The organism is Brevundimonas sp. (assembly GCF_036400995.1).
GTDB lineage: Bacteria > Pseudomonadota > Alphaproteobacteria > Caulobacterales > Caulobacteraceae > Brevundimonas.
The window spans coordinates 1-20,567 of the sequence record NZ_DASWWG010000089.1; the positions used below are offsets into that span (position 1 = coordinate 1).

Here is a 20,567-nt window from a genome sequence, read left to right on the forward strand (position 1 = left end):
CGAGTACCGCCGCGGCTACAAGTTCTCGACCTACGCCACCTGGTGGATCCGTCAGGCGATCACCCGCTCGATCGCCGACCAGGCGCGCACCATCCGCATCCCGGTGCACATGATCGAGACGATCAACAAGATCGTCCGCACCAGCCGCCAGATGCTGCACGAGATCGGCCGCGAGCCGACCCCGGAAGAGCTGGCCGAAAAGCTGGCCATGCCGCTGGAGAAGGTGCGCAAGGTCCTGAAGATCGCCAAGGAGCCGATCTCGCTGGAGACCCCGATCGGGGACGAGGAAGACAGCCACCTGGGCGACTTCATCGAGGACAAGAACGCCGTCCTGCCGATCGACGCCGCCATCCAGTCGAACCTGCGCGAGACCACCACCCGCGTGCTGGCGTCGCTGACGCCGCGCGAGGAGCGGGTCCTGCGCATGCGCTTCGGTATCGGCATGAATACCGACCACACCCTGGAAGAGGTCGGCCAGCAGTTCTCGGTGACGCGCGAACGCATCCGCCAGATCGAGGCCAAGGCCCTGCGCAAGCTGAAGCACCCGTCGCGGTCGCGGAAGCTGCGGAGCTTCCTGGACAGCTGATCCTGAGGGATTAGGGAATAGGGATTAGGGCGGCCTTGCAGGGGCCGCCCTTTTTCTTTGCCCTTGGTCCGCCTCCCTCTCTCGTGATCGGCGGTTCCCGCAAATCACCCTAGCGTCCGGCCATGCGCCTGATCCCGCTCGCCCTGACCGCCGTCCTGCTGCTGGCGAGCTGCAGTCCGATGACGCCCGAGCGGCGGCCGACGAACGCCTATCCGACCCCCTATTCGCCGACCGAGGCGCCGCTGGTCGGGGCCCTGATCGACCAGCCGATCGGCGGCGGCACGCGGGCGGCGGTGATCCGCGAGAGCGCCGAACTCACCCAGTGCATGGCCCAGCTGACTGCGGCGCGGGTCATCTTCCGCCCGACGCCCGACAAGGGCGACCCGCAGGCCTGCGGGCTGACGGCCGGGGGCGTGCTGGGGCCGGACATGGGCACGGTGGCGCGGATGGCGCCCGGCGACGTCGAGATGACCTGCCGCGCGGCCCTGGCGGTCAGCGTCTGGCGTCGGCAGTCGCTGGAGCCGGCGGCGCGGGAGATCCTCGGCTCGGACGTGGTCCAGATCGACCACATGGGCGCCTACGCCTGCCGCAATGTGAACAACGGCGGGGTCAGTACCCGCATCAGCGCCCACGCCCGGGCGGCGGCGCTTGATTTCGCCGGCGTGCGGCTGAGGGACGGGCGACGGATCAGCGTCCGCGACGGCTGGTTCGGCGGCGATGAGGCCGAGCAGCGCTTCCTGCGCCGCATCCGCGACGACGCCTGCCGCATCTTCGGTACGACCCTGAGCCCCGACTACAACGCGGTCCACCACGACCACCTGCACCTCGAGGCCACCGACACGCGGTTCTGCCGGTAGGCGGTCAGAGGGAAAGCTGTCGCCTCCGGACAGCCTCGTAGACCGCCTCGCCGCGCGAGTGGACCTGAAGCTTCCTGTAGATGGACTTCACATGGTTGCCGACGGTCAGCGGGGAAATCCCCAGGGCCCGGCCAGCGGCCTTGTAGCTCTGGCCGCGCGCGAACAGCTCCAGCAGTTCCACCTCGCGCGGGGTCAGGCGTTCGTCGCCGGGAACGGTCGGCGCCGCTTCGGGCGCGCGCAAGCGCTCCAGAAGATAGACGGCGGCGGACGGGCTGATCGGGGCGCCGCCGTCCAGCGTGGCCTGGATGCCGTCGAGGATGACGGCGGTGCTGCTGTCCTTCAGCAGATAACCGTCCGCCCCCGCGTTCAGCGCCGTCACCACGGTGTCGCGATCGCCGAAGGCGGTGATCACGAGGATGCGGCAGTCGGGGAGCCGCGCCTTGATGTCCGGAATGAAGGTCAGTCCGCTGCCGTCCGGCAGGCCGATGTCGGTCAGGAACAGGTCGGGCGTGAGGGACAGCAGATCCCCCGCCTCGGCCAGCGATCCGGCCATGCCGCACAGGCTCAGGTCCGCGGCCGTCTCGATGATTTCGCGGAAATGGCGGGCGACGTTGGGGTCGTCCTCGAGGATCGCGATGGAGCGGGTGGCGTCGGACATGGCGGGCTCAGGTTGCGGCGACAGTTTCGGCGGCGGCCGGATTCAGGGTCAGGGAAACGGTGACGCCGCGGTCGGTGGACTCGATGTCGATCACGCCGCCGATCAGACCGGCGCGAGCGCGCATATTGGTCAGGCCGCGCCCGACCTTGCCGGACAGGGCGCCGCCGTTGCCGTTGTCACTGACCGACAGGGTCAGGGGCGCGGAGGGGCGGGCGAGGATGTTGATCGAGATGCGGTCGCCGCCCGAGTGTTTGAGGGCGTTGTTCACGGCCTCCTGGAGGATGCGGAACACCTGCAGCAGGGACCGGGGCGGGTAGTCGGGCAGGGCGCCCTGTACATCGGCGGACCAGTCGAGCGCGAAGCCGGCGGCCTCGACGCGGGGGCGAACCCGCTCGTGGAAGGTGGCGAGGGCCGAGGCGAGAGACTCGCCGACCGAGTCCATCGAGTCGATCATCAGACGCATTTCGTCGATGACGGACTGGAGGCCTTCAGCGACCTGATCGCTGTCGGCGACGCCGCGACGGGCGGCCAGAAGCATGCTCATGAGCTGGCTGCCGAGGCCGTCGTGCATGTCCCGCATGATGCGGCGGCGCTCGTCGTCGTGGGCCTGGTGGCGGACCAGTTCGCGTTCGCGGGCATGGGCGATGTCCAGCTCGTCTTCGCGGGCCTTCAGGGTGTCGGACAGCAGGGTGTTCAGACTGACTGCCGAGCGGAACAGGGTGAAGTTGCGCTGGACGAAGGCGGCGGCGAGGGCCAGCAGCAGGATCGGCGCGGAGTCCACGAGGAAGCCGCCGGTATTCAGGCCGAAATGTTCACCGATCACATCCAGGACGATACAGGTGGCGCAGATGGTCAGCAGGGCCGCTTCCAGCCGACGCGGATCGCGCGCGGTGGCGAAATGCCAGAGCAGGCGACCGACCGCCGCGGCGCCCAGGGCGACCGATAGCCAGACCCAGATAACCGAGGGCACGTCGTAGCCTTCCGGCATGGGCCGCATCGTCAGCCAGACGCCGCAGAGCGCGCAGAAGACCACGAACACCGCGACCAGACCTCTCTGGAACCAGGGCCATGGGCGCTCGCTCCAGGCGTCGATCAGGCCTGCGAGGCTGACGGCGGTCAGGGCGTGGACGACGAAGAACAGCCACAGCCGCATGATCCCGCCGAACGGGGGATCGAGGACGAGGCCGTACAGGGCGTAGGCGGTCCAGCCGCCGCACAAGGCGACCAGCCAGAGGGCGAACCGGCGCTGCGGCGCGCGGAAGGCCAGAAGCAGGGCGAACAGCCCGATGATGGCGGTGGTCCAGCCGGACAGCTGGCGATAGTCGAGATATCGCCAGAGGCGGACCTCGGCCCACTGGCTGACCTGGGGCCACGGCGCCAGGATCGGGGGCACCAGGTCGGTGTAGGGCAGGCCCTGTCGGACCGTGATGAAGGTCACCTCGTTCGCGCCGACATTGAGCAGTCCCGCGGGGATGCGATCGACGACCGGCCGCTGCCCCTCGAAGGCCTGTCCCGGCCAGGCCATCTCGCCGCGGGCGAAGACGGTCGAGCCGTTGACCTGGATGATGAAGTTGTCGACCTGCTGGTAGGCCGCGAGGCCGAGCCCATCGGCCGGAACAGCGGGCAGGTCGAACCTGAGCTTCAACGCCAGATAAGCCGGCTCGCAGCACTCCGTGTGCGGCAACTCGACCGGTTCGTATCGCGCCTGTGCGGCGGCCAGCGTGGTGGGCTTGGGCAGCCGGGCGAGGGCGGTTTCCGTGAACTCGATCCGGTCCAGCCTCGTCTCTGACGGCTTGGGCCAGAGCGGCGAGGCGTAGATTCCCCAGAAGGCCGCCTGGACCACGGCGATGATCAGCAGAAAGCCGATCAGGTCGCGGAACCGCTCGGGCACGTCCGGCAGGAGGTGGGCCAGTCGCCTGTCGAGCCAGGCGTCGCGGTCGGTTGGTCTTTCGGTCCCTGTCATGACGCCCCCCGGCGGTCTGTTTCGAAGGCGTCGAGCGCCGAGGGCATGACCTTCGGTCCGCAGGATCACCATCAATGCGTGGATCGCCACCACCATATCCATGGTGCTGTGCACGCTTCAAGCGAATGGCCAAGCTGGAAAGGTCAGTCACGACAGACCTGCGGGCGTTGATCGGCTGACGCGATTTTTCCAGGCGCCAGACGCCACAGAACGAAAGCTGATCCGATGAAAATGGCCGCTACCGCAGCCCTCCTGTTCACCTGCATGGCCGGCGCCGCCGTCGCGCAGGACGCCAGCCGCACCGCCACCTACGGCGAAATCCACCTGAACGCCGGCTTCACCCCCGATCCCTACACGGTCAATGTGCAGGCGGGCGGGAACGTCAACGGCTCGAACCTGCCGGGCGCCTGCACCGGCTACATCGCCTCGGCCCCGGACTTCGAGGTGACCTATTCGGCCGGATCGTTCCCGCTGGTGTTCCGGACCCTGTCCTCGGAAGACACGACGCTGATCATCAACGGGCCGGACGGCCAGTGGTACTGCGATGACGACAGCTACGGCGACGGCGACGCCCAGGTGCTCTTCAGCCGTCCGATGAGCGGCACCTACGACATCTGGGTGGGCAAGTTCGGTTCGGGCGGCACGACGCCGGCGCGCCTGCTGATCACCGAAACCCCCTGATCCCAAACCCGATCTCCCCGACGCCCCGTCGCCCCAGAGCGGCGGGGCGTGCCTGTCCGCTCCGGAGAACTGTTTCGATGCCCCTGGATACCGTTTCCGAAACCACCCATCGCTCCTGGTTGCAGCGCCTCGGCGCCGCCTTCACCGGCGTCGTGGCCGGCCTTGTGATTGTCGTGCTGGGCATCGGGCTGCTGGCCTGGAACGAGGGACGCGCGATCGCCCGGGCGCGTGGCCTCAGCGAGGGTGGGCGAGGCGTCATCGTGGCGCCGTTGGCCCGGATTGATCCCGCCAATGAAGGTCGACTGGTCCACCTGTCCGGCCCGCTGAGGGTGGAGGGCCGCCGCGAGGACCCGATCAGCGGCGTAGCCGCCGACGGGGTCAGTCTCCGACGCGATGTTGAATATTACCAGTGGGTTGAGACCAGTCGGAGCGAGACCCGCACGCGCCTCGGCGGCGGAGAGGAGACGGTGACGACCTACGACTATCGCACGGACTGGTCAGCGACGCCGGTGGCCTCGGCCGACTTCCATACGCCAGCCGGGCACGAGAACATGACGCCCCCGCTCGAAGGCGCCGTGGTGTCCGCGCAGGAGGGGCGGCTGGGGAGCTACAGGGTCGACCATCGTCTGCTCGACACAGTGGCGCCGACCGTTCCGGTGGCGGTCACCGAGGCGGATGCGCAACGGCTGTCGGCGGCGCTGTCCCGCCCGGTTTGGGTCGTGAATGACGCCCTCTATGTCGGGGCGAACAGCGCTGTTCCGGCCGTGGGCGATATGCGGATCCGTTATGTCGCCGCCCCGGCCGGCGCCGTCAGCGTCGTCGCCGCCCAGCGGTCCGGCGGGCTGGAGCCGTTCCTCACCCGCAACGGCGAGGAAATCTATCTGACCGCCGCCGGCGCGGTGACGGCTGACGAGATGTTCCGGCAGGCCCGGGACGGCAACCGGATGCTCAGCTGGGTCCTGCGCGTTGTCGGGATCGTGGGTCTGATCCTCGGGCTGGGGCTGATCATGGGACCGCTTTCGACCCTCGCAGACGTCCTGCCGCCGGTGGGAAGCCTTGTCCGCTTCGGCACGGGCGCATTGGCTTTCGTGGGCGGGTTGGCGATCGGGGTGATCGTGATCGCCGTGTCGTGGTTCCTCGTCCGCCCCGTGTTCGCGGCGTGCAGCCTCGTCGTCCTGGTCGCTGTCGTCGGCGGGGTGATCTGGTTCCGCGGCCGCCGCCCGGCTGCGGCGGCGATCATCGCCCCCAAACCCTGACCCAGTCCACCTGCATCGCCTGCGGGAAGGCGGTCTCGTCGATGCCTTCCTGACCGCCCCAGTCGCCGCCGACGGCGATGTTGAGGATCAGGTGGAAGGGGCTGTCGAAGGGCCAGTGCGTGCGGTCGCCGGAGCCGTCGTTGGCGAAGGTGAAATAGGGCTGGTTGTCGATGGAGAAGACGATCCGGTCGGGCGTCCACAGGGCCTGATAGACGTGGAAGGCCGTGCAGGCGTCGGGGAGGGTGACGCTGCCCTGCCGTTCCGTCTGGCGCACATGGTTGAAGGCGCCGGTGTGGATCGTGCCGTGGACCACGCCCGGGCGGTGGCCGACGTGTTCGAGGATGTCGATCTCACCGCCGTTGGGCCAGGCGGCGGCGTCGTCCGGCAGCATCCAGAAGGCGGGCCAGGTCCCGCGCGCGCAGGGCAGCTTGATGCGGGCCTCGAACAGGCCGTAGGTCCAGCCGCCCTCCTGGCCGGGGTTGCGGTCGGTGCGGCTGATCAGCCGGGCCGAGGTGAAGCGCTGGCCGCCGTGGTCGGGCAGGCCGGCCAGGGTCTCGCGCCGGGCCTCGATGACCAGATTGCCGTTCTCGACGCGGGCGTTCTCGGGGCGGCCGGCGGCGTAGTACTGGAGCTCGTTGTTGTACCAGCCGGTGCGGTTGGCGTGGGTGTCGTAGGTCCACTTCGCAGGGTCGGGCAGGCCGGGGGTCTCGAACTCGTCCGACCACAGCAGGCGGTAGCCCTCGGGCGCCAAGGCCGGACGCTCCTGGGCGAGGGCCGGGGCGGCGGACAGGGCCAGCAGGGCGGGGGCGGCGACGGCGATGCGCATGGAGAGACGATAGCGTGGGTGTGGGCGTCGTCAGTTCACGCTTGGTGACGGGGCGCCCACCGCGCTGTCGTCAGTGCTCGGCGACCACGTCGAAGCCCGCGTAGATCATGCGCTTGCCGTCGAAGGGCGGGGTGTTGTTCATCAGGCGCTCGTCCTGCATCAGCTTTTCCCAGCCGGTGTCGCGGGTGGCCTTGTCGGGCCACAGGATCCAGCCGACGGCGACGGTTTCGCCGTCCGCCAGGGCCACGGCGCGCTTGAAGTCGGTCAGCTTGCCGTCCGGCACGTCCGCGCCCCAGGTCTCGGTGACCGACAGGGCGCCGACCTCGCGGAACAGCGGGGAGGTGGCGGCGGAATGGGCCAGGTAGGCGTCCTTTTGATCGGTCGCCACGGGGATGACGGTGATGTCGACGAAGGCCATGGGAATTCTCCGGAAGGGGCTGTCAGCCTAACGCGTCAGTCGCCGGATCGACAGTCGGGGTAACGCGGTTCATTGTGGCGTTAACCGTCAGGAGGCCGTCGTCATGATCAGCCTGGGTCATCTGAAGCGCCGTCTGGGCCAGTATGCGGCCCTGTGGGTGGGCGGCTTCCTGCTGGCGCTGGCGGGGGTCTGGCTGGCCTCGGCCTTCATGGACCTGATGGCGGCGGCGGACCTGGTGCTGCCAGCGGCGATGCTGGGGGTCAGCCTGGGGCTGGGCGGCGGGGTGATCGCCAGCCTGGTGTCGCGCGAGACGCTCGGGACCAAGCTGGCGGTGATGCTGCTGGCTGCGCTGCTGGCGCTGCCGCTGCTGTGGGCGCCGGTGTCGGCGGCGGTGCTGATCGCCTTCGTGGCGGACCGGTCGATCGAATATTCCGAGGCCTATGCGGCCTTCCAGATCGGGGTGGCCCGGCTGCTGTTCCCGATCAGCGAGGCGATCGGTGACGGCGAGCTTCTGGGCCGGGCGTGGACGCTGTTCCAGTGGGTGTCGAGCATCGTCGGCTTCTTCTCGGCCCTGGCCAATATCTGGCCGTTCATCCGGCGGCTGCTGGGGCCTGAACCGGCCGAGGTCTGAGCCTCAGGCGAGGATGTCCAGGAGGCTGCCGTACATCTGGTCGGCGGTTTTCAGCACGGCGACATTGGCCTTGAGCGCCACCTCGGCGCCGATGCGTTCGACGCTTTCGCCCGCCAGATCAGCGAGCGGATCACGGGCCGTCCGTTCGGCGCTGGCCGCGAAGCGGGCGGTGGCGTCGGCGATGCCTGTGGCGGCGATGGCGAAGGCGGACATGGAGCGCTCCCCGTGGAGACGGCAGTCTGGCCGAAGTCGCTTACCGGGGCGCTGACAGGCATGGTGAACGCTTGACCGCACGCTGTTCCGGGCGGAACGTCGCGGCATGACCCACCAGCCCGCTCCCGGCGAACGCTTCCAGTCGTTCAGCCAGTTCTATCCGTTCTACATCCACGAGCACTCGAACCGGACGTGCCGGCGGATCCACATCGTGGGATCGGCGCTGGTTCTGGCGGCGCTGGCGACGGCGATCGTGACGCTGAACCCGTGGTGGCTGCTGGCCATGCCGGTGATCGGCTACGGCTTCGCCTGGGTCGGGCATTTCTTCTTCGAGAAGAACCGGCCCGCGACCTTCAAATACCCGCTGTGGAGCCTGATGGGCGACTGGCGGATGTTCTTCGAGACGGTCAGCGGCAAGCGGAAGTTCTGAAACGAAAAACCCCGGCTTGATCGAGCCGGGGTTTTGAATGTTCCGGGGACGCTACCGCCCGGTCAGTTCGAGGCGCCGGTGACGCGCGGGGCGGCGGCCATCAGCGGGGCGTTGCGGCTGGGGGTGTCGTCCCAGTCCGGCGGGCAGCCGTCGAAGCGCCCGGCGTCAGCGATGGTCAGGGTGCGCATGTTTAGGCGCATGGCGGGCTGCATCGAGCCGCGGCCGTGGCCGGTGTAGAGATCGATCTTCTGGCCGCGGATCGCGCCGCCGGTGTCCGAGGCGTACCAGTAGCCGTCGTGCAGGGTGCCGTCGGCCAGGCGCATGCCGACCGTCTCGCGAATGAACAGGACGCTGCGGCGCGGAATGTAGCGGGGGTCGACCGCGACGGTGCGCATGGCGACCGGGCGGCAGCCGAGGCTGTCGTTGCCCGTCGCTCCGCCGCCACCGGCGTGGTAGAGGCGCGCCGACGCGCTCCAGCGGGCATCGCCGTCCATCAGGGCCTGTTGTTCGGAGGTCAGCTCGATCGCCGCGCCGTCGGTGGAACCTTCATCCGTCGCACCGGTTTCCTGAGCGCCCCACGCCTGCGCCGAAGCGACTTCGTAGGACACCGGCTCTCCGGTGACGCCCGCTTGGGCGGGGAAGGTCATCGCCCAGAAAAGGGCGAACGCGGCGGCGGTGCCGAGCATGAACAGACTCGCGGAATCACCGGCCCCAGACGCGTCCGGCGACGGGCTTTTCGTTTCCAATTGTGGCGAAATCCAGACCTGAGCGGTCAACTGCGACCGTGTGTCCGGATCAGGCGTGGATAAGTGGCGCTTCTGGATGGTTAAGCGGAACCGCGCTTGGCCTGCGCTGACAAGTCTGTAAGCTGTATTCGCAGATCAACAACTCTTTGCTGGCGCAAGATGCTTACTTTGTACGGCGATATTCGCTCGGGCAACTGTTTGAAGGTCAAGTGGTTGCTGGACCGGATGGAGCGTGATTATCACTGGATCGAAACTGATGTCACAACCGGTGTGACCCGATCCCCACAGTTTCTGGCCCTAAACGCCGCCGGGCAGACGCCGACGATTGTACTGGAGGACGGGCGGCCGCTGGCGCAGTCGAACGCCATAATTGTCCACATGGCGGAGGGGACCGATCTGATCCCGACGGACGCCTTTGACCGGGCGAAGATGTTCGAGTGGCTGTTCTGGGAGCAGTACAGCCACGAGCCCTATATCGCGGTGGTGCGGTTCAGGCGGGCCATCGCGGGCCAGTCGAAGGCCGAGATCGAGCCGCGCCTGATGGAGCGGGGGCATGCGGCGCTGGCGCGGATGGAGGTCGGACTGACGGGGCGGGACTGGCTGGTCGGGGAGGCCGTGTCGCTCGCCGATCTGGCGCTGGTCGCCTACACCCGGGTGGCGCACGAGGGCGATTTCGATCTGGAGCCCTATCCGGCGGTCCGGGCGTGGGTGGGGCGCGTGGAAAAGGCCTTCGGAATCCGCTGATCCCGCTGGAGCGTCGGGGTCGCCCATGGTCTAACCCGACCGAAAGAGCGGGGGAATGAATGGGACTGTTGGTGTCGATGATCGCAGGGCTGGCGGCCCTGTCGTCGCAGGCCGCGGCGGACGAGCCGCAGCGCTGGGACTGGGTGCCCATCGAGGGCGCGATCGTCGCCTGGGCCACCGACACCCTGCCGGAGGCGCCGACGACCGGGAAGGTGAAGATGGTGCGGTTCGTCGCCCTGAGCCGCCCCAACGCCAGCATGCCCACCGCGCCGTTCGACGGCATGTTCCAGCAGCTGGAGTTCGACTGCGCGGCCCGGACCTACCGGATCGAGGGCGGGGTCTACATCACCCGGGACTTCGAGGTGAACGGGGCCATGGATCCCGACGACTTCCGGCCGACCAACCCCAGCATGTCCGAATACGCCCTGATGGCCGTCGCCTGCGACGCGGTTCAGGCCAACGGCGTGCGGCATACGACGGACCTGCGGGGGATCGCGCAGGCGTTGTGGGCGGCGGGGGGCTGAGCCTGGCCCGCGCCTACTGACGCGGAACCGGGCGTCCGCCCTCGACCCAGTCGGGCCTGAAGTCGCCCGTGGCCAGCCAGCGGATCGGCTCGACCAGAGACTGGATCGCCCGCGTCATGAAGGGGAAGTCCAGGTTTTCGATGGTGTCGTCGGCGGTGTGGTAGTTCGGGATGGTGGCCCAGCCCGAGATGGTGTGGGCGACCACGCCCTGCAGGGCCAACTGGTAGTTGTCCGACCGCTCGAAGAAATGCTGGTCCGGATAGATGTCCGGCGCGATCAGGGCGCCGCGCTCCTTCAGCGCGGGGCCGAAGTTGGAGCGTTCGAAGCCGGTCATCATCATGATCCCGGCGGGCATGTTCGGGTCCTGCTGGCCGATCATCTCGATCTCGAGATTGGCGACGATGCTGGAGATCGGCACCGGCGGATTGCGGGCGAACCACAGCGAGCCGAGCAGGCCCATCTCCTCGGCCCCGTAGCAGACGAACAGGATCGACCGCTTCGGCTGCTCGCCGCCCGCCAGCGTCCGGGCCAGCTCCAGCACGGCGGCCACGCCCGAGGCGTCGTCATTGGCGCCGTGCATGATGACGCCGTCGCGGACGCCCAGATGATCCAGGTGGGCCGAGATCATGATGACGCCCGCCGACGGGTCCGAACCCTGCAGCCAGCCGATGGCGTTGGTGGTGATCCGGTCAGCGCCTTCCGGGGCGATCACGTCCCAGCGCGGACGGCGGTTCGGCTGGGTGGCCGGGCGCTGCACGACGCCGGCGGTCTGCAGATAGCCGGTCATGCCGGGCGCGGGGGTCAGGCCGTATTCGGCGAACCGGGCGGCGACATAGGCGGCGGCGACCGCCTCGTCCGGAGTGGCGCTGCCGCGGCCGCGCAGGGCGTCGCCCGCCAGAAAGGCCTCGTGCGCCTCGACGCGGGCCTGTTCGACCACCAGCGGCGCGGGCGTCGGCGCGGCGGTCTGGGCCTGAACGGCGGAGGCGAGGGAGAGAAGGCTGACGGCGAGGCAGAGCGAACGCTTGAACACGGGAAACCTCCGGACAGGGAGCGTCAGGGTTAGGGGCGGCGCGGGGGCACGGTCAAGCTGTCGCGAAAAGACTCCGCTGGACCTCGCGATGAGGCGCATTTAACCCCTGAGCCTCCACAGTCCGGACCCTGCCCCCATGAAGCGTCTCGCCCTCGCCGCCGCCGCCGTCTGCGCGCTGGCCGCCGTCTCCGTCCCCGCTGTCGTCCAGGCCTGGGGCAACACCGGACACCGGCTGATCGGGATCGCCGCCATGCGGGGCCTGCCGGAGGAGATGCCCGCCTTCCTGCGCACCCCGGGCGCCGCCGCCGACGTCGGCGAACTGGCCCGCGAGCCGGACCGCTGGAAGGGCGGCGGCCAGCCGCACGACCGGGAGCGCGACACCGCCCACTTTGTCGACATGGACGACAACGGCTTCGTCATGAGCGCCGCCGGACCGTCGATCGACGCCCTGCCACGTCTGAAGTCCGAGTATGACGCCGCCCTGACCCGCGCCGGTCTGGACGTGAACGACGCCGGCTACCTGCCGTATGCGATCTGGGACGCCTATCAGAACCTGGTGCGGGACTTCGCCTACTGGCGCGTGCTGAACGCCCAGGAAGCGCGTGAGACCGACCCGACCAAGCGCGCTTGGTACCGTGAGGACCGCGAGCGTCGCGAGGCCCTGATCCTGCGCGACATGGGCGTGCTGGGCCACTACATCGGCGACGGCTCGCAGCCGCACCACACGACCATCCACTACAACGGCTGGGACCGGAACACGCCGAACCCGGAAGGCTTCACCACCTCGCGCCAGACGCACGGCATGTTCGAGGGCGACTTCACCGCCCGCGTCGCCCGTCTGGACGCCATCGAGGCGGCGATGGCCGCGCCGAAGCTGGACGGCTTCGACCTGCGCGCCCGGGTTCCGGCCTATCTGCGCACGACCCTGGGCGAGGTGACGCCCTTCTACCGCCTCGAGAAGGCCGGCGGCTTCGCCGAGGGCGACCGTCGCGGCGCCGACTTCACCATCGCCCGTCTGGCGGCCGGCGCCGCCGAGCTGCGGGACTTCTTCATCCTGGCCTGGCGCGACTCGGCCGACGACCAGATCGGCTGGCCCGCGGTGAAGGTGGCCGAGGTCGAGGCCGGAACCGCCGATCCGTGGCTGGCCATGCACGGCGAGGACTGAGGACGGCGACGGTCGGGAGTTGGGAAGGACTATGAGCCGGTTCGTCGATGAGTTCTTCTCCCGAGATCTGCGGATTTCGCTCGGCGAGGACACGGTCACCCGCAAGAAGTATCTCTCGTTCCCGGTGGCCAATCCCTACGTCGACTACGAAGAGCACTACGCCCTGACCGCAGGGGAGTACGCCGAGTTCAAGAAGGACTGGACGGCGGCGGTAGCGTTTGCTGACGCCGCTCGCCGTCGTGAGAAGGATGATCGACTGATCCTGCAGCCCGGCCAGTTCCGCGGATCGCCGACTTGAACAGTGTGGACACGCCTGAACAGCTGATCGCCCTCGCGTCGCAACTGCGGGCGCAGGGGCGGCCGGTGGAGGCGGCGGCGGCCTATCGGCGGCTGCTGGCCCTGCGGCCCGAACTGGCGGACAGCTGGTACAATCTGGCGCTGATGGAGCGGGCGTCCGGTCGCTTCACGGCGGCGCTGGAGGCCTATGATCAGGCGTTGGCGAAAGGCGTTTCGGGACCGGAAGAGGTGCGGCTGAACAAGGCCGTCATCCATGCCGACGATCTGGCCCGGCATGATCTGGCGCAGGCGGAACTGGAGGCGGCGCTGGCGGTCGCGCCCGGCTATCTGCCCGCCCTGCTGAACCTCGGAAACCTGCACGAGGACATGGGGCGCAAGGTCGAGGCCCGGGCGGCCTATGAGCGGGCGCTGGCGGTCGCGCCGGACGACGCCGTGGCGCTGGCCCGGCTGGCCGGGCTGGGGCGGGCCGATCCGGACACCATCGATCGCGTGCGTGCGGCCATCGCCGCGCCGGGGCGCACGGACGCCGACCGGGCCGAGCTGGGCTATGCCTTGGGCAAGGCGCTGGATCAGACGGAGGATTACGACGCCGCCTTCGCGGCCTATAGCGCGGCCAACGCGGCCGCGCGGGCGGCGGCGGGCGGGGCCCGTTATGACCAGCGGGCGCACGAGGCCTTTGTCGACAGCCTGATCGCCACCTTCCCCGAGCCGGCGGTTCCGACCGTAGGCGATACGGCGGCGCCGGTCTTCATCTGCGGCATGTTCCGCTCGGGCTCGACCCTGGCGGAGCAGATCCTGGCCGGACACAGCCGGGTGACGGCGGGGGGCGAGCTGGGCCTGATCCCGGCGCTGGCGGGGCGGCTGAGACCCTATCCGCAATCGCTGGCGGCGGGCGGACCGGAACTGGTCGCCCGCGCCCGCGCCCTCTACCTCGACGCCCTCGCCACGGCCCGGCCGGGCGCGACGCTGGTCACCGACAAGCGGCCCGACAACTTCCTGCACATCGGCCTGATCAAGGCGATGTTCCCGGCGGCGAGGATCGTCCACACGGTGCGCGATCCGCTGGATACGATCCTGTCCAACTGGTTCCTGCACCTCGACGCCTCCATGCCGCACGCGCTGGATCTGGAGGACATGGCCCACTGGCACAGCCAGTACCGGCGGCTGATGGCGCACTGGAAGGCGCTGTATCCGGACATCCTCGATCTCGACTACGACGGGCTGGTGCGCGACCCGCGTCCGGCCATTGAGGGCCTGCTTCAGTATCTCGGTCTGGACTGGGAGGAGGCGGTGCTCGACTTCCACAAGGCGGACACCGGTGTTCGCACCGCCAGCGTCTGGCAGGTGCGCGAGCCGCTCTATGTCCGGTCGTCGGGGCGCTGGCGGAACTACGAGAAACATCTCGCTTCCCTTCTCCGTGCGTTGGAGAACGGGTAGGGACGGCCCATGTCCGACCTGACCCCTCCCGTCGTCATCCTCGACAAGTCCCAGCTGGCCGACAACATCGGCGCGGTGGCGCGCGTCATGGCCAATTTCGGCCTGACCGAGCTGCGCCTCGTCAGTCCGCGGGACGGCTGGCCGCAGGATCGCGCCTGGGCCACCGCCTCGGGCGCCGACTGGGTGCTGGAAGGGGTGAGGGTGTTCGACACCGTCGCCGAGGCCATCGCCGACCTGAACACCGTCTTCGCCACCACGGCGCGGCCGCGTGAGACCCGCCAGCCGGTGCGGACGCCGCGCGAGAGCGCCCGGGTCCTGTATGACGACACCGCCTCGGGCCTGAAGACGGGCCTGCTGTTCGGCGGTGAGCGCGCCGGGCTGGAGACGACCGACATCGCCCTGTGCTCGGGCATCACGACCATTCCGATCGACCCGAAGCACCATTCGCTGAACCTGGCGCAGGCGGTGGCGATCAACGCCTATGAGTGGCGCACCCTGATCCTCGACGCCCCGCCGCCGCGTTTCCGCGATCAGGCCCCGCCGGCGTCGAACGACCTGCTGGTCGGGATGTACGAGCATCTGGAGACCGAGCTGGAGGCGGGCGGCTTCTTCTATCCGCCCGAGAAGAAGCGCTCGATGAGCCAGAACCTGCGCGTCATGCTGGGCCGCGCCGCCTTCTCCGAGCAGGAGGTGGCGACCTTCCGGGGCGTGATCCACGCCCTGTCGAAGGGACGCGGACGCCTGCTGGCCAAGATTGCGGCGAAGAAGGACGACGCCGAGTGAAGCTGGTCCTGATCTATCCGTTGGCGGCGCTGGCGGAGATCGCGGGCTGTTTCGCCTTCTGGGCCTGGCTGAAGCTGGACCGGTCGCCGCTATGGCTGGTTCCCGGCGTGGCCTGTCTCATCGCCTTCGCCTGGCTGCTGACCCTGGTGCCGACCGATGCGGCGGGGCGGGCGTTCGCGGCCTACGGCGGGGTCTATATCTGCGCGTCGCTGGCGTGGATGGCGCTGGTGGAGAAAAGCCCGCCGGACCGCTGGGACCTGATCGGCGGCGCGGTCTGCCTGATCGGGGCGGCGGTCATCCTGTTCGCCCCGCGGGGTTGAGCCGGCAGATCGGTTCCTGTACGAGCCGCCCCGTTGGGGAGTAGCCGCCGGCGCCCATCCAAAGGCCGGGTTCGCGTCAACATACTCGTGGTTTCAGGACCCGTGGCGCGATCAGTGGACGTTCCGTCCGCCTGGCGAGACCAGCGTGCCTTGCGATCCCCAACCGGCGGGGGCGTGAGCGCGCTGTCTCGTGCGTCCGGCGGATTCAATTCTGATGACCCCTCTCTCGATCGCGGTGCTGTCGCTCAGCATGTCCACCGACGCCTTCGCGGCCGCTGTCGGAAGGGGCGCGGCGCATCGGCCCGCCTTCGCCACCGCCGTGCGCAACGGGCTGGTGTTCGGCGTCATCGAGGCCATCACGCCGTTGATCGGCTGGTCGCTGGGCCTGCTGGCGGCGGGCTTCGTCGAGCAGGTGGACCACTGGATCGCGTTCGGCCTGCTAGGCGCGGTCGGCGCCAAGATGCTGTGGGAGGCTTTCCAGAAGGAGGAGGAGGGGCAGCCGTCGCGCGCGGCCCGGACCGGCCTTCTGGCCCTCGTCGCCACGGCGGTGGGCACCAGCATCGACGCGGCGGCGGTGGGTGTGGGGCTAGCCTTCATCGGCGCCAACATCTGGATCATCGCCCTGTCGATCGGCTGCACGACCTTCGTGGCGACCACCATCGGCATGCTGATCGGCAAGGCCGTCGGCGTCCGTCTGGGCAAGGTGGCCGAGTTCCTGGGCGGCGTCGCCCTGATCGTCATCGGCACGACCATTCTGGCCGAGCACATGGGCTGGCTGGGCTAGGCCTTCAGCAGATCGTCGACGAAGGCCGGGACGGCTTCCGTCGCCGGGCCGTAGTGGACCGTGTCGAACCGGCGCGAGCCCTGCGTCGGTTCGAGGTTGATCTCCACGGTCCGGGCCCGGGCGCGGCGGGCGTCCTGCACGAAGCCCGCGGCCGGATAGACGGCGCCCGAGGTGCCGATGGAAACGAACAGGTCGGCGTTGCGGATCGCCGCGTCGATGACGTGCATGGCCAGCGGCATCTCGCCGAACCAGACGATGTGCGGGCGCAGCCAGCCGTCGGGGCTGAAGGGGCTGTCGTGGCGCGGATCCAGATCGCCGGGGCAGTCGATGACCCGGCCGGTGGCGGTGCAGTGCGCCTTCAGCAGTTCGCCGTGCATGTGGATCAGCTGGAAGCCCGGCGCGGGCGGGACCAGCGCATGGGCGCGGTCGTGCAGGTCATCGACATTCTGGGTGACCAGCAGGAAGTCGCCCTCCCAGTTCGCGGCCAGCCGTGCCAGCGCCATGTGGGCGGCGTTCGGCTGAACCTCGGCCAGCTGGCGGCGGCGCTTGTTGTAGAAGTCCTGCACCAGGGCGGGATCGCGCGCGAAAGCCTCGGGGGTGGCCACGTCCTGCACCCGATGGCCCATCCACAGCCCGTCATTGGCGCGGAAGGTCGGCACGCCGCTCTCGGCCGAGATGCCGGCGCCGGTGAGGATGACGAGGTTTCTGTAAGCCATGCGGTTCCATAGCATCGCCGGTCTGTCCTAGAAGAGCGGCAACGCCAGAGGAGCTCCCCGCCATGAAAACCCGCGCCGCCGTCGCCTTCGAGGCCAAACGCCCGCTCGAGATCGTCGAGGTCGATCTGGAGGGGCCGCGCGCCGGCGAGGTGCTGGTCGAGATCAAGGCCACGGGCATCTGCCACACCGACGCCTACACGCTGGACGGTCTGGACTCCGAGGGCATCTTCCCGAGCATTCTCGGCCACGAGGGCGCGGGCGTGGTGGTGGAGGTCGGGCCGGGCGTGACCTCGGTCGAGGTCGGCGATCACGTGATCCCGCTGTACACGCCGGAATGCCGCCAGTGTAAGTCGTGCCTCAGCCGCAAGACCAACCTGTGCACCTCGATCCGCGCGACGCAGGGCAAGGGCCTGATGCCCGACGGCACCTCCCGCTTCAGCTACAAGGGTCAGGCCATCGCCCACTACATGGGCTGCTCGACCTTCTCGAACTACACCGTCCTGCCCGAGATCGCGGTGGCGAAAATCCGCAAGGACGCGCCGTTCGACAAGGCCTGCTACGTCGGCTGCGGCGTGACTACGGGCGTCGGCGCGGTGGTCAACTCGGCCAAGGTCGAGCCGGGCGCCAATGCGGTCGTCTTCGGTCTGGGCGGCATCGGCCTGAACGTGATCCAGGGCCTGAAGATGGTCGGCGCCGACATGATCATCGGCGTGGACATCAATGGCGACAAGGAAGAGTGGGGCCGCCGCTTCGGCATGACCCACTTCGTCAATCCGAAGAACGTCTCGGACGTCGTCGCCCATCTGGTCGAGCTGACCGGCGGCGGCGCGGACTACACCTTCGACTGCACCGGCAACACCGTGGTCATGCGTCAGGCGCTGGAAGCCTGCCACCGCGGCTGGGGCGAGAGCATCATCATCGGCGTGGCCGAGGCGGGCAAGGAGATCGCCACCCGCCCGTTCCAGCTGGTCACCGGCCGTGTCTGGAAGGGCTCGGCCTTCGGCGGCGCACGCGGCCGCACCGACACGCCGAAGATCGTCGATTGGTACATGGACGGGAAGATCGAGATCGACCCGATGATCACCCACACCTTCGGCCTGGAAGACATCAACAAGGCCTTCGACCTGATGCACGAGGGCAAGAGCATCCGGTCGGTGGTGGTGTTCTGATCCCACGCTCGCGCTACGCAGGGGGATTGCCGCATGGGAAACAGCAAAGATTTGTTGGCGCTCAACCAGCAGTTCTTCGATCTCGACCTCAGAGGGGCCGAGAAGCAGCTTGCGAGAGGTGAGGCGTGGGGCGCAGCCCGGAATTACGCCCGCCTCCCGCACTATCGGTTCTATTCAGCCTTGCTGCTTTGGCGTCGTGGCGAAGACCCGCGCGGTTATATCGAACAGGGGCTGCGGGTTCTGGAGGATCACGCCCCGTCGCTGATGGACGAGGTTCCGGAGATGGGGCCGAGCAACTTCCATCTGGAAGTCGGCGCCGTCTTCGCCTTCCTCATTGGCCGACCATACTTCCACGACCTGCGGCCAGAGGACATCGGCTACCCTGACGGCCGTCTCACTGTCCATCTGTTGCAGGCTCTCAACGAGCGGCTGGATCGCCCCGCGATGGAAGCCGAGCTGGAGGCGTTCGAACGCAACAAGCGTCATGCCTTGGCTGCAAAAACCTACGGGAACTATTTCGATATTCTCGACGCCGCCGCCGAGGATCGACCCGTCGATGATCTGATCCGGCAGGCAGGACGCTTCTACGACATGCGGGCGAAGAACGCCTTCTATTCGGGTGGCCCCAAATTGGAGGGAGGCGGACCCGGAAACGGCGACCTGATCGACTACCGCCTGGGCGCAGTTCTGAAGTGCATCGGCTATCGCGGGGATTTGGTTCACGCATGGCGTTGGGGGGAGGCGTGAACCGGATCGGCAAGAGGCCGAAGCGTCCCGGTTCTCCGTTCCGCTTCGGCCGGAATGACAAACTCGAGTAGTTGGTTGCCAAACAAAACTGACCTCGGATAAGGTCGCGGCAAGAGGGAGGAAACACATGTTCACACACATCACCGTCGGCGCGAACGACATCGAGGCGTCGCGCAAATTCTATGATGCGGCGCTGGGCGCGCTCGGCATCGAGCCGGGCCAGCCGGACGGCATGGGCCGTTACTGGTGGCGGACGGCGCGCGGTTCGTTCGCGGTCGGCAAGCCCATCGACGGCGACCCGGCCTGCCACGCCAACGGCGGCACCATCGGCTTCGGCGCGCGGGACCCGGAGGCCGTGAAGGCCTTCCACGACGCTGGCGTTGAAGCCGGCGGCACCTCGATCGAGGACCCGCCCGGCGAGCGCAAGGGGCCGTTCGGCGCGCTGTACCTGTCCTATCTGCGCGATCCGTCGGGCAACAAGATCTGCGCCCTGCACCGACCCAAGACCTGAGAGACCGAATGGAAACGACGAAGACCCACACCGTCCACGGCGGCACGCTGCGCTATCTGAAGCACGACAGCGCAGTGACCGGCACGCCCATGACCCTGTCGGTCTTCGTCCCGGCCGGGGAGGGGCCGTTCCCGGTGCTGATCTGGCTGTCCGGCCTGACCTGCACCGAGGACAATTTCACCACCAAGGCCGGGGCCTACGCCGCCGCCGCCGAGCACGGGGTGATCATCGTCGCGCCCGACACCTCGCCGCGGGGAGAGGGCGTGGCGGATGATCCGGCCTTTGACCTCGGTCAGGGCGCGGGCTTCTATGTGGACGCCACCCAGGCGCCGTGGGCGCCGCATTTCCGCATGGAGAGCTACGTCACCGGCGAGCTGATCGACCTGATCGCCCGCGAGTTCCCGACCACGAAGGTCTGCTCCATCTCGGGCCATTCGATGGGCGGGCACGGGGCGCTGACGCTGGCGCTGCGCCATCCGGACCTGTTCCGCTCGGTCTCGGCCTTCGCGCCGATCAGTTCGCCGACCCGCTGCCCGTGGGGCGAAAAGGCCTTCACCGCCTATCTGGGCGACGACCGGGCCGAGTGGGCGCACCACGACGCGGCCCTGCTGATCGAAGGCGGGGCGGCGAAGGGCGTCTATGACGACATCCTGATCGACCAGGGCGACGCCGACAGCTTCCTGGTCGAGCAACTGAAGCCGGAACTGCTGATCGCGGCGGGGGAAGCCAACGGGCAGAAGGTGACGGTGCGGATGCAGCCGGGCTATGATCACTCCTACTTCTTCATGGCCAGCTTCATCGCCGACCATGTCGCCTTCCACGCCGCCCGACTGAAAGCCTGACCATGAGCGACGACCGGTATGACGCGATGTTCGCGGCCCTGTGCAGCGAGGTCGGCTTCTGTCTGCACGACAAGGGTCAGAAGCGCGTGATCGCGGCCCTGCCCGAAGGTCTGGACGCGGCGACCAAGGTGGCCTTCGCGGCGGCGGGCGTGGACTACCTGAACGCGCTCGGCGACCACCGCCGGGCGGTGCGCGACTGCATGAAGGCCCACCTTCCGAAGGCCTGAGCCGCC

At 68.6% G+C, this 20,567-nt stretch carries 27 protein-coding genes; 19 read left to right on the forward strand and 8 right to left on the reverse strand.

Features of this window, described 5'->3' with window-relative positions; translation table 11 throughout:
- Together VGE03_RS12685 and VGE03_RS12690 are read left to right on the forward strand one after the other, a co-directional pair.
- Window positions 1-586 (forward strand): sigma-70 family RNA polymerase sigma factor (locus VGE03_RS12685; protein ID WP_331046838.1); only part of this gene is annotated, 586 nt, incomplete at its 5' end.
- Window positions 587-708: 122 nt separating this feature from the next.
- Window positions 709-1,443: an extensin family protein gene (locus VGE03_RS12690; RefSeq protein ID WP_331046839.1), complete on the forward strand. Its 735-nt coding sequence runs from the start codon at window positions 709-711 to the stop codon at window positions 1,441-1,443.
- 4 nt (window positions 1,444-1,447) lie between these two features.
- Here VGE03_RS12690 and VGE03_RS12695 read toward each other — a convergent pair whose 3' ends face one another.
- Both VGE03_RS12695 and VGE03_RS12700 read right to left on the reverse strand, forming a co-directional pair.
- On the reverse strand, window positions 1,448-2,101 hold the full coding sequence (locus VGE03_RS12695) for a response regulator transcription factor (protein ID WP_331046840.1): 654 nt from the start codon (window positions 2,099-2,101) through the stop codon (window positions 1,448-1,450).
- Window positions 2,102-2,108: 7 nt separating this feature from the next.
- The gene (locus VGE03_RS12700; protein ID WP_331046841.1) at window positions 2,109-4,064 is read right to left on the reverse strand and encodes a sensor histidine kinase; all 1,956 of its coding nucleotides are present in this window, start codon (window positions 4,062-4,064) and stop codon (window positions 2,109-2,111) included.
- Window positions 4,065-4,289: 225 nt separating this feature from the next.
- On the opposite strand from VGE03_RS12700, the gene VGE03_RS12705 reads away from it, so the two are divergent.
- A complete protein-coding gene (locus VGE03_RS12705) occupies window positions 4,290-4,745 on the forward strand; it encodes a peptidase S1 (protein WP_331046842.1) in 456 nt (151 codons plus the stop codon).
- Between the two features lie 77 nt (window positions 4,746-4,822).
- Window positions 4,823-6,001 carry a TMEM43 family protein gene (locus tag VGE03_RS12710; RefSeq protein ID WP_331046843.1) on the forward strand — a complete coding sequence of 393 codons (1,179 nt, stop codon included), beginning with the start codon at window positions 4,823-4,825 and terminating at the stop codon, window positions 5,999-6,001.
- Here the strand turns inward: VGE03_RS12710 and VGE03_RS12715 are convergent.
- On the reverse strand, window positions 5,982-6,827 hold the full coding sequence (locus tag VGE03_RS12715; RefSeq protein WP_331046844.1) for a glycoside hydrolase family 16 protein: 846 nt from the start codon (window positions 6,825-6,827) through the stop codon (window positions 5,982-5,984). The two genes, VGE03_RS12710 and VGE03_RS12715, sit on opposite strands and share 20 nt — an antisense overlap.
- 70 nt (window positions 6,828-6,897) lie before the next feature.
- Window positions 6,898-7,245, reverse strand: a complete 348-nt coding sequence (locus tag VGE03_RS12720; protein ID WP_331046845.1) for a DUF1428 domain-containing protein — start codon at window positions 7,243-7,245, stop codon at window positions 6,898-6,900.
- Window positions 7,246-7,348: 103 nt separating this feature from the next.
- On the opposite strand from VGE03_RS12720, the gene VGE03_RS12725 reads away from it, so the two are divergent.
- The gene (locus VGE03_RS12725) at window positions 7,349-7,876 is read left to right on the forward strand and encodes a hypothetical protein (RefSeq protein ID WP_331046846.1); all 528 of its coding nucleotides are present in this window, start codon (window positions 7,349-7,351) and stop codon (window positions 7,874-7,876) included.
- 3 nt (window positions 7,877-7,879) lie between these two features.
- Here VGE03_RS12725 and VGE03_RS12730 read toward each other — a convergent pair whose 3' ends face one another.
- A complete protein-coding gene (locus VGE03_RS12730) occupies window positions 7,880-8,089 on the reverse strand; it encodes a flagellar hook protein FlgE (RefSeq protein WP_331046847.1) in 210 nt (69 codons plus the stop codon).
- Between the two features lie 106 nt (window positions 8,090-8,195).
- Between VGE03_RS12730 and VGE03_RS12735 the strand changes: the two genes are divergently transcribed.
- On the forward strand, window positions 8,196-8,519 hold the full coding sequence (locus VGE03_RS12735) for an Mpo1-like protein (RefSeq protein WP_331046848.1): 324 nt from the start codon (window positions 8,196-8,198) through the stop codon (window positions 8,517-8,519).
- Between the two features lie 62 nt (window positions 8,520-8,581).
- Here the strand turns inward: VGE03_RS12735 and VGE03_RS12740 are convergent, their stop codons facing one another.
- Window positions 8,582-9,205 (reverse strand): 3D domain-containing protein, encoded by a 624-nt coding sequence (locus VGE03_RS12740; protein WP_331046849.1) that lies wholly within the window; start codon window positions 9,203-9,205, stop codon window positions 8,582-8,584.
- A 219-nt stretch (window positions 9,206-9,424) separates the two neighbouring features.
- Between VGE03_RS12740 and VGE03_RS12745 the strand changes: the two genes are divergently transcribed.
- Both VGE03_RS12745 and VGE03_RS12750 read left to right on the forward strand, forming a co-directional pair.
- Window positions 9,425-10,009, forward strand: coding sequence for a glutathione S-transferase family protein (locus VGE03_RS12745; RefSeq protein ID WP_331046850.1), 585 nt, complete (start codon window positions 9,425-9,427; stop codon window positions 10,007-10,009).
- A 59-nt stretch (window positions 10,010-10,068) separates the two neighbouring features.
- A complete protein-coding gene (locus VGE03_RS12750) occupies window positions 10,069-10,533 on the forward strand; it encodes a hypothetical protein (protein ID WP_331046851.1) in 465 nt (154 codons plus the stop codon).
- A gap of 13 nt (window positions 10,534-10,546) precedes the next feature.
- On the opposite strand, the gene VGE03_RS12755 is transcribed toward VGE03_RS12750, so the two are convergent.
- Window positions 10,547-11,563 (reverse strand): M28 family metallopeptidase, encoded by a 1,017-nt coding sequence (locus tag VGE03_RS12755; protein WP_331046852.1) that lies wholly within the window; start codon window positions 11,561-11,563, stop codon window positions 10,547-10,549.
- Between the two features lie 136 nt (window positions 11,564-11,699).
- Between VGE03_RS12755 and VGE03_RS12760 the strand changes: the two genes are divergently transcribed.
- The 6 genes from VGE03_RS12760 (at window position 11,700) to VGE03_RS12785 (ending at window position 16,349) form a co-directional block, all read left to right on the forward strand.
- The gene (locus tag VGE03_RS12760) at window positions 11,700-12,728 is read left to right on the forward strand and encodes a S1/P1 Nuclease (RefSeq protein ID WP_331046853.1); all 1,029 of its coding nucleotides are present in this window, start codon (window positions 11,700-11,702) and stop codon (window positions 12,726-12,728) included.
- A gap of 31 nt (window positions 12,729-12,759) precedes the next feature.
- The gene (locus VGE03_RS12765) at window positions 12,760-13,026 is read left to right on the forward strand and encodes a hypothetical protein (RefSeq protein WP_331046854.1); all 267 of its coding nucleotides are present in this window, start codon (window positions 12,760-12,762) and stop codon (window positions 13,024-13,026) included.
- Between the two features lie 5 nt (window positions 13,027-13,031).
- Window positions 13,032-14,462, forward strand: coding sequence for a tetratricopeptide repeat-containing sulfotransferase family protein (locus VGE03_RS12770; protein ID WP_331046869.1), 1,431 nt, complete (start codon window positions 13,032-13,034; stop codon window positions 14,460-14,462).
- A gap of 9 nt (window positions 14,463-14,471) precedes the next feature.
- Window positions 14,472-15,245 carry an RNA methyltransferase gene (locus VGE03_RS12775; RefSeq protein WP_331046855.1) on the forward strand — a complete coding sequence of 258 codons (774 nt, stop codon included), beginning with the start codon at window positions 14,472-14,474 and terminating at the stop codon, window positions 15,243-15,245.
- Window positions 15,242-15,565: a YnfA family protein gene (locus tag VGE03_RS12780; protein ID WP_331046856.1), complete on the forward strand. Its 324-nt coding sequence runs from the start codon at window positions 15,242-15,244 to the stop codon at window positions 15,563-15,565. Before VGE03_RS12775 ends, VGE03_RS12780 begins: the two co-directional genes overlap by 4 nt.
- A gap of 214 nt (window positions 15,566-15,779) precedes the next feature.
- Window positions 15,780-16,349, forward strand: a complete 570-nt coding sequence (locus VGE03_RS12785; protein WP_331046857.1) for a manganese efflux pump MntP family protein — start codon at window positions 15,780-15,782, stop codon at window positions 16,347-16,349.
- Here the strand turns inward: VGE03_RS12785 and VGE03_RS12790 are convergent.
- Window positions 16,346-17,065, reverse strand: coding sequence for an NAD-dependent deacylase (locus tag VGE03_RS12790; protein WP_331046858.1), 720 nt, complete (start codon window positions 17,063-17,065; stop codon window positions 16,346-16,348). The two genes, VGE03_RS12785 and VGE03_RS12790, sit on opposite strands and share 4 nt — an antisense overlap.
- Window positions 17,066-17,127: 62 nt before the next feature.
- Between VGE03_RS12790 and VGE03_RS12795 the strand changes: the two genes are divergently transcribed.
- The 5 genes from VGE03_RS12795 (at window position 17,128) to VGE03_RS12815 (ending at window position 20,561) form a co-directional block, all read left to right on the forward strand.
- Window positions 17,128-18,234 carry an S-(hydroxymethyl)glutathione dehydrogenase/class III alcohol dehydrogenase gene (locus VGE03_RS12795; protein ID WP_331046859.1) on the forward strand — a complete coding sequence of 369 codons (1,107 nt, stop codon included), beginning with the start codon at window positions 17,128-17,130 and terminating at the stop codon, window positions 18,232-18,234.
- A gap of 33 nt (window positions 18,235-18,267) precedes the next feature.
- Window positions 18,268-18,981: a hypothetical protein gene (locus tag VGE03_RS12800; RefSeq protein ID WP_331046860.1), complete on the forward strand. Its 714-nt coding sequence runs from the start codon at window positions 18,268-18,270 to the stop codon at window positions 18,979-18,981.
- Between the two features lie 127 nt (window positions 18,982-19,108).
- Window positions 19,109-19,492: a VOC family protein gene (locus tag VGE03_RS12805; protein WP_331046861.1), complete on the forward strand. Its 384-nt coding sequence runs from the start codon at window positions 19,109-19,111 to the stop codon at window positions 19,490-19,492.
- Between the two features lie 8 nt (window positions 19,493-19,500).
- Window positions 19,501-20,334, forward strand: a complete 834-nt coding sequence (gene fghA, locus VGE03_RS12810; RefSeq protein WP_331046862.1) for an S-formylglutathione hydrolase — start codon at window positions 19,501-19,503, stop codon at window positions 20,332-20,334.
- 2 nt (window positions 20,335-20,336) lie between these two features.
- Window positions 20,337-20,561, forward strand: a complete 225-nt coding sequence (locus tag VGE03_RS12815) for a hypothetical protein (RefSeq protein ID WP_331046863.1) — start codon at window positions 20,337-20,339, stop codon at window positions 20,559-20,561.
- The last annotated feature ends 6 nt before the right edge of the window (window positions 20,562-20,567 follow it).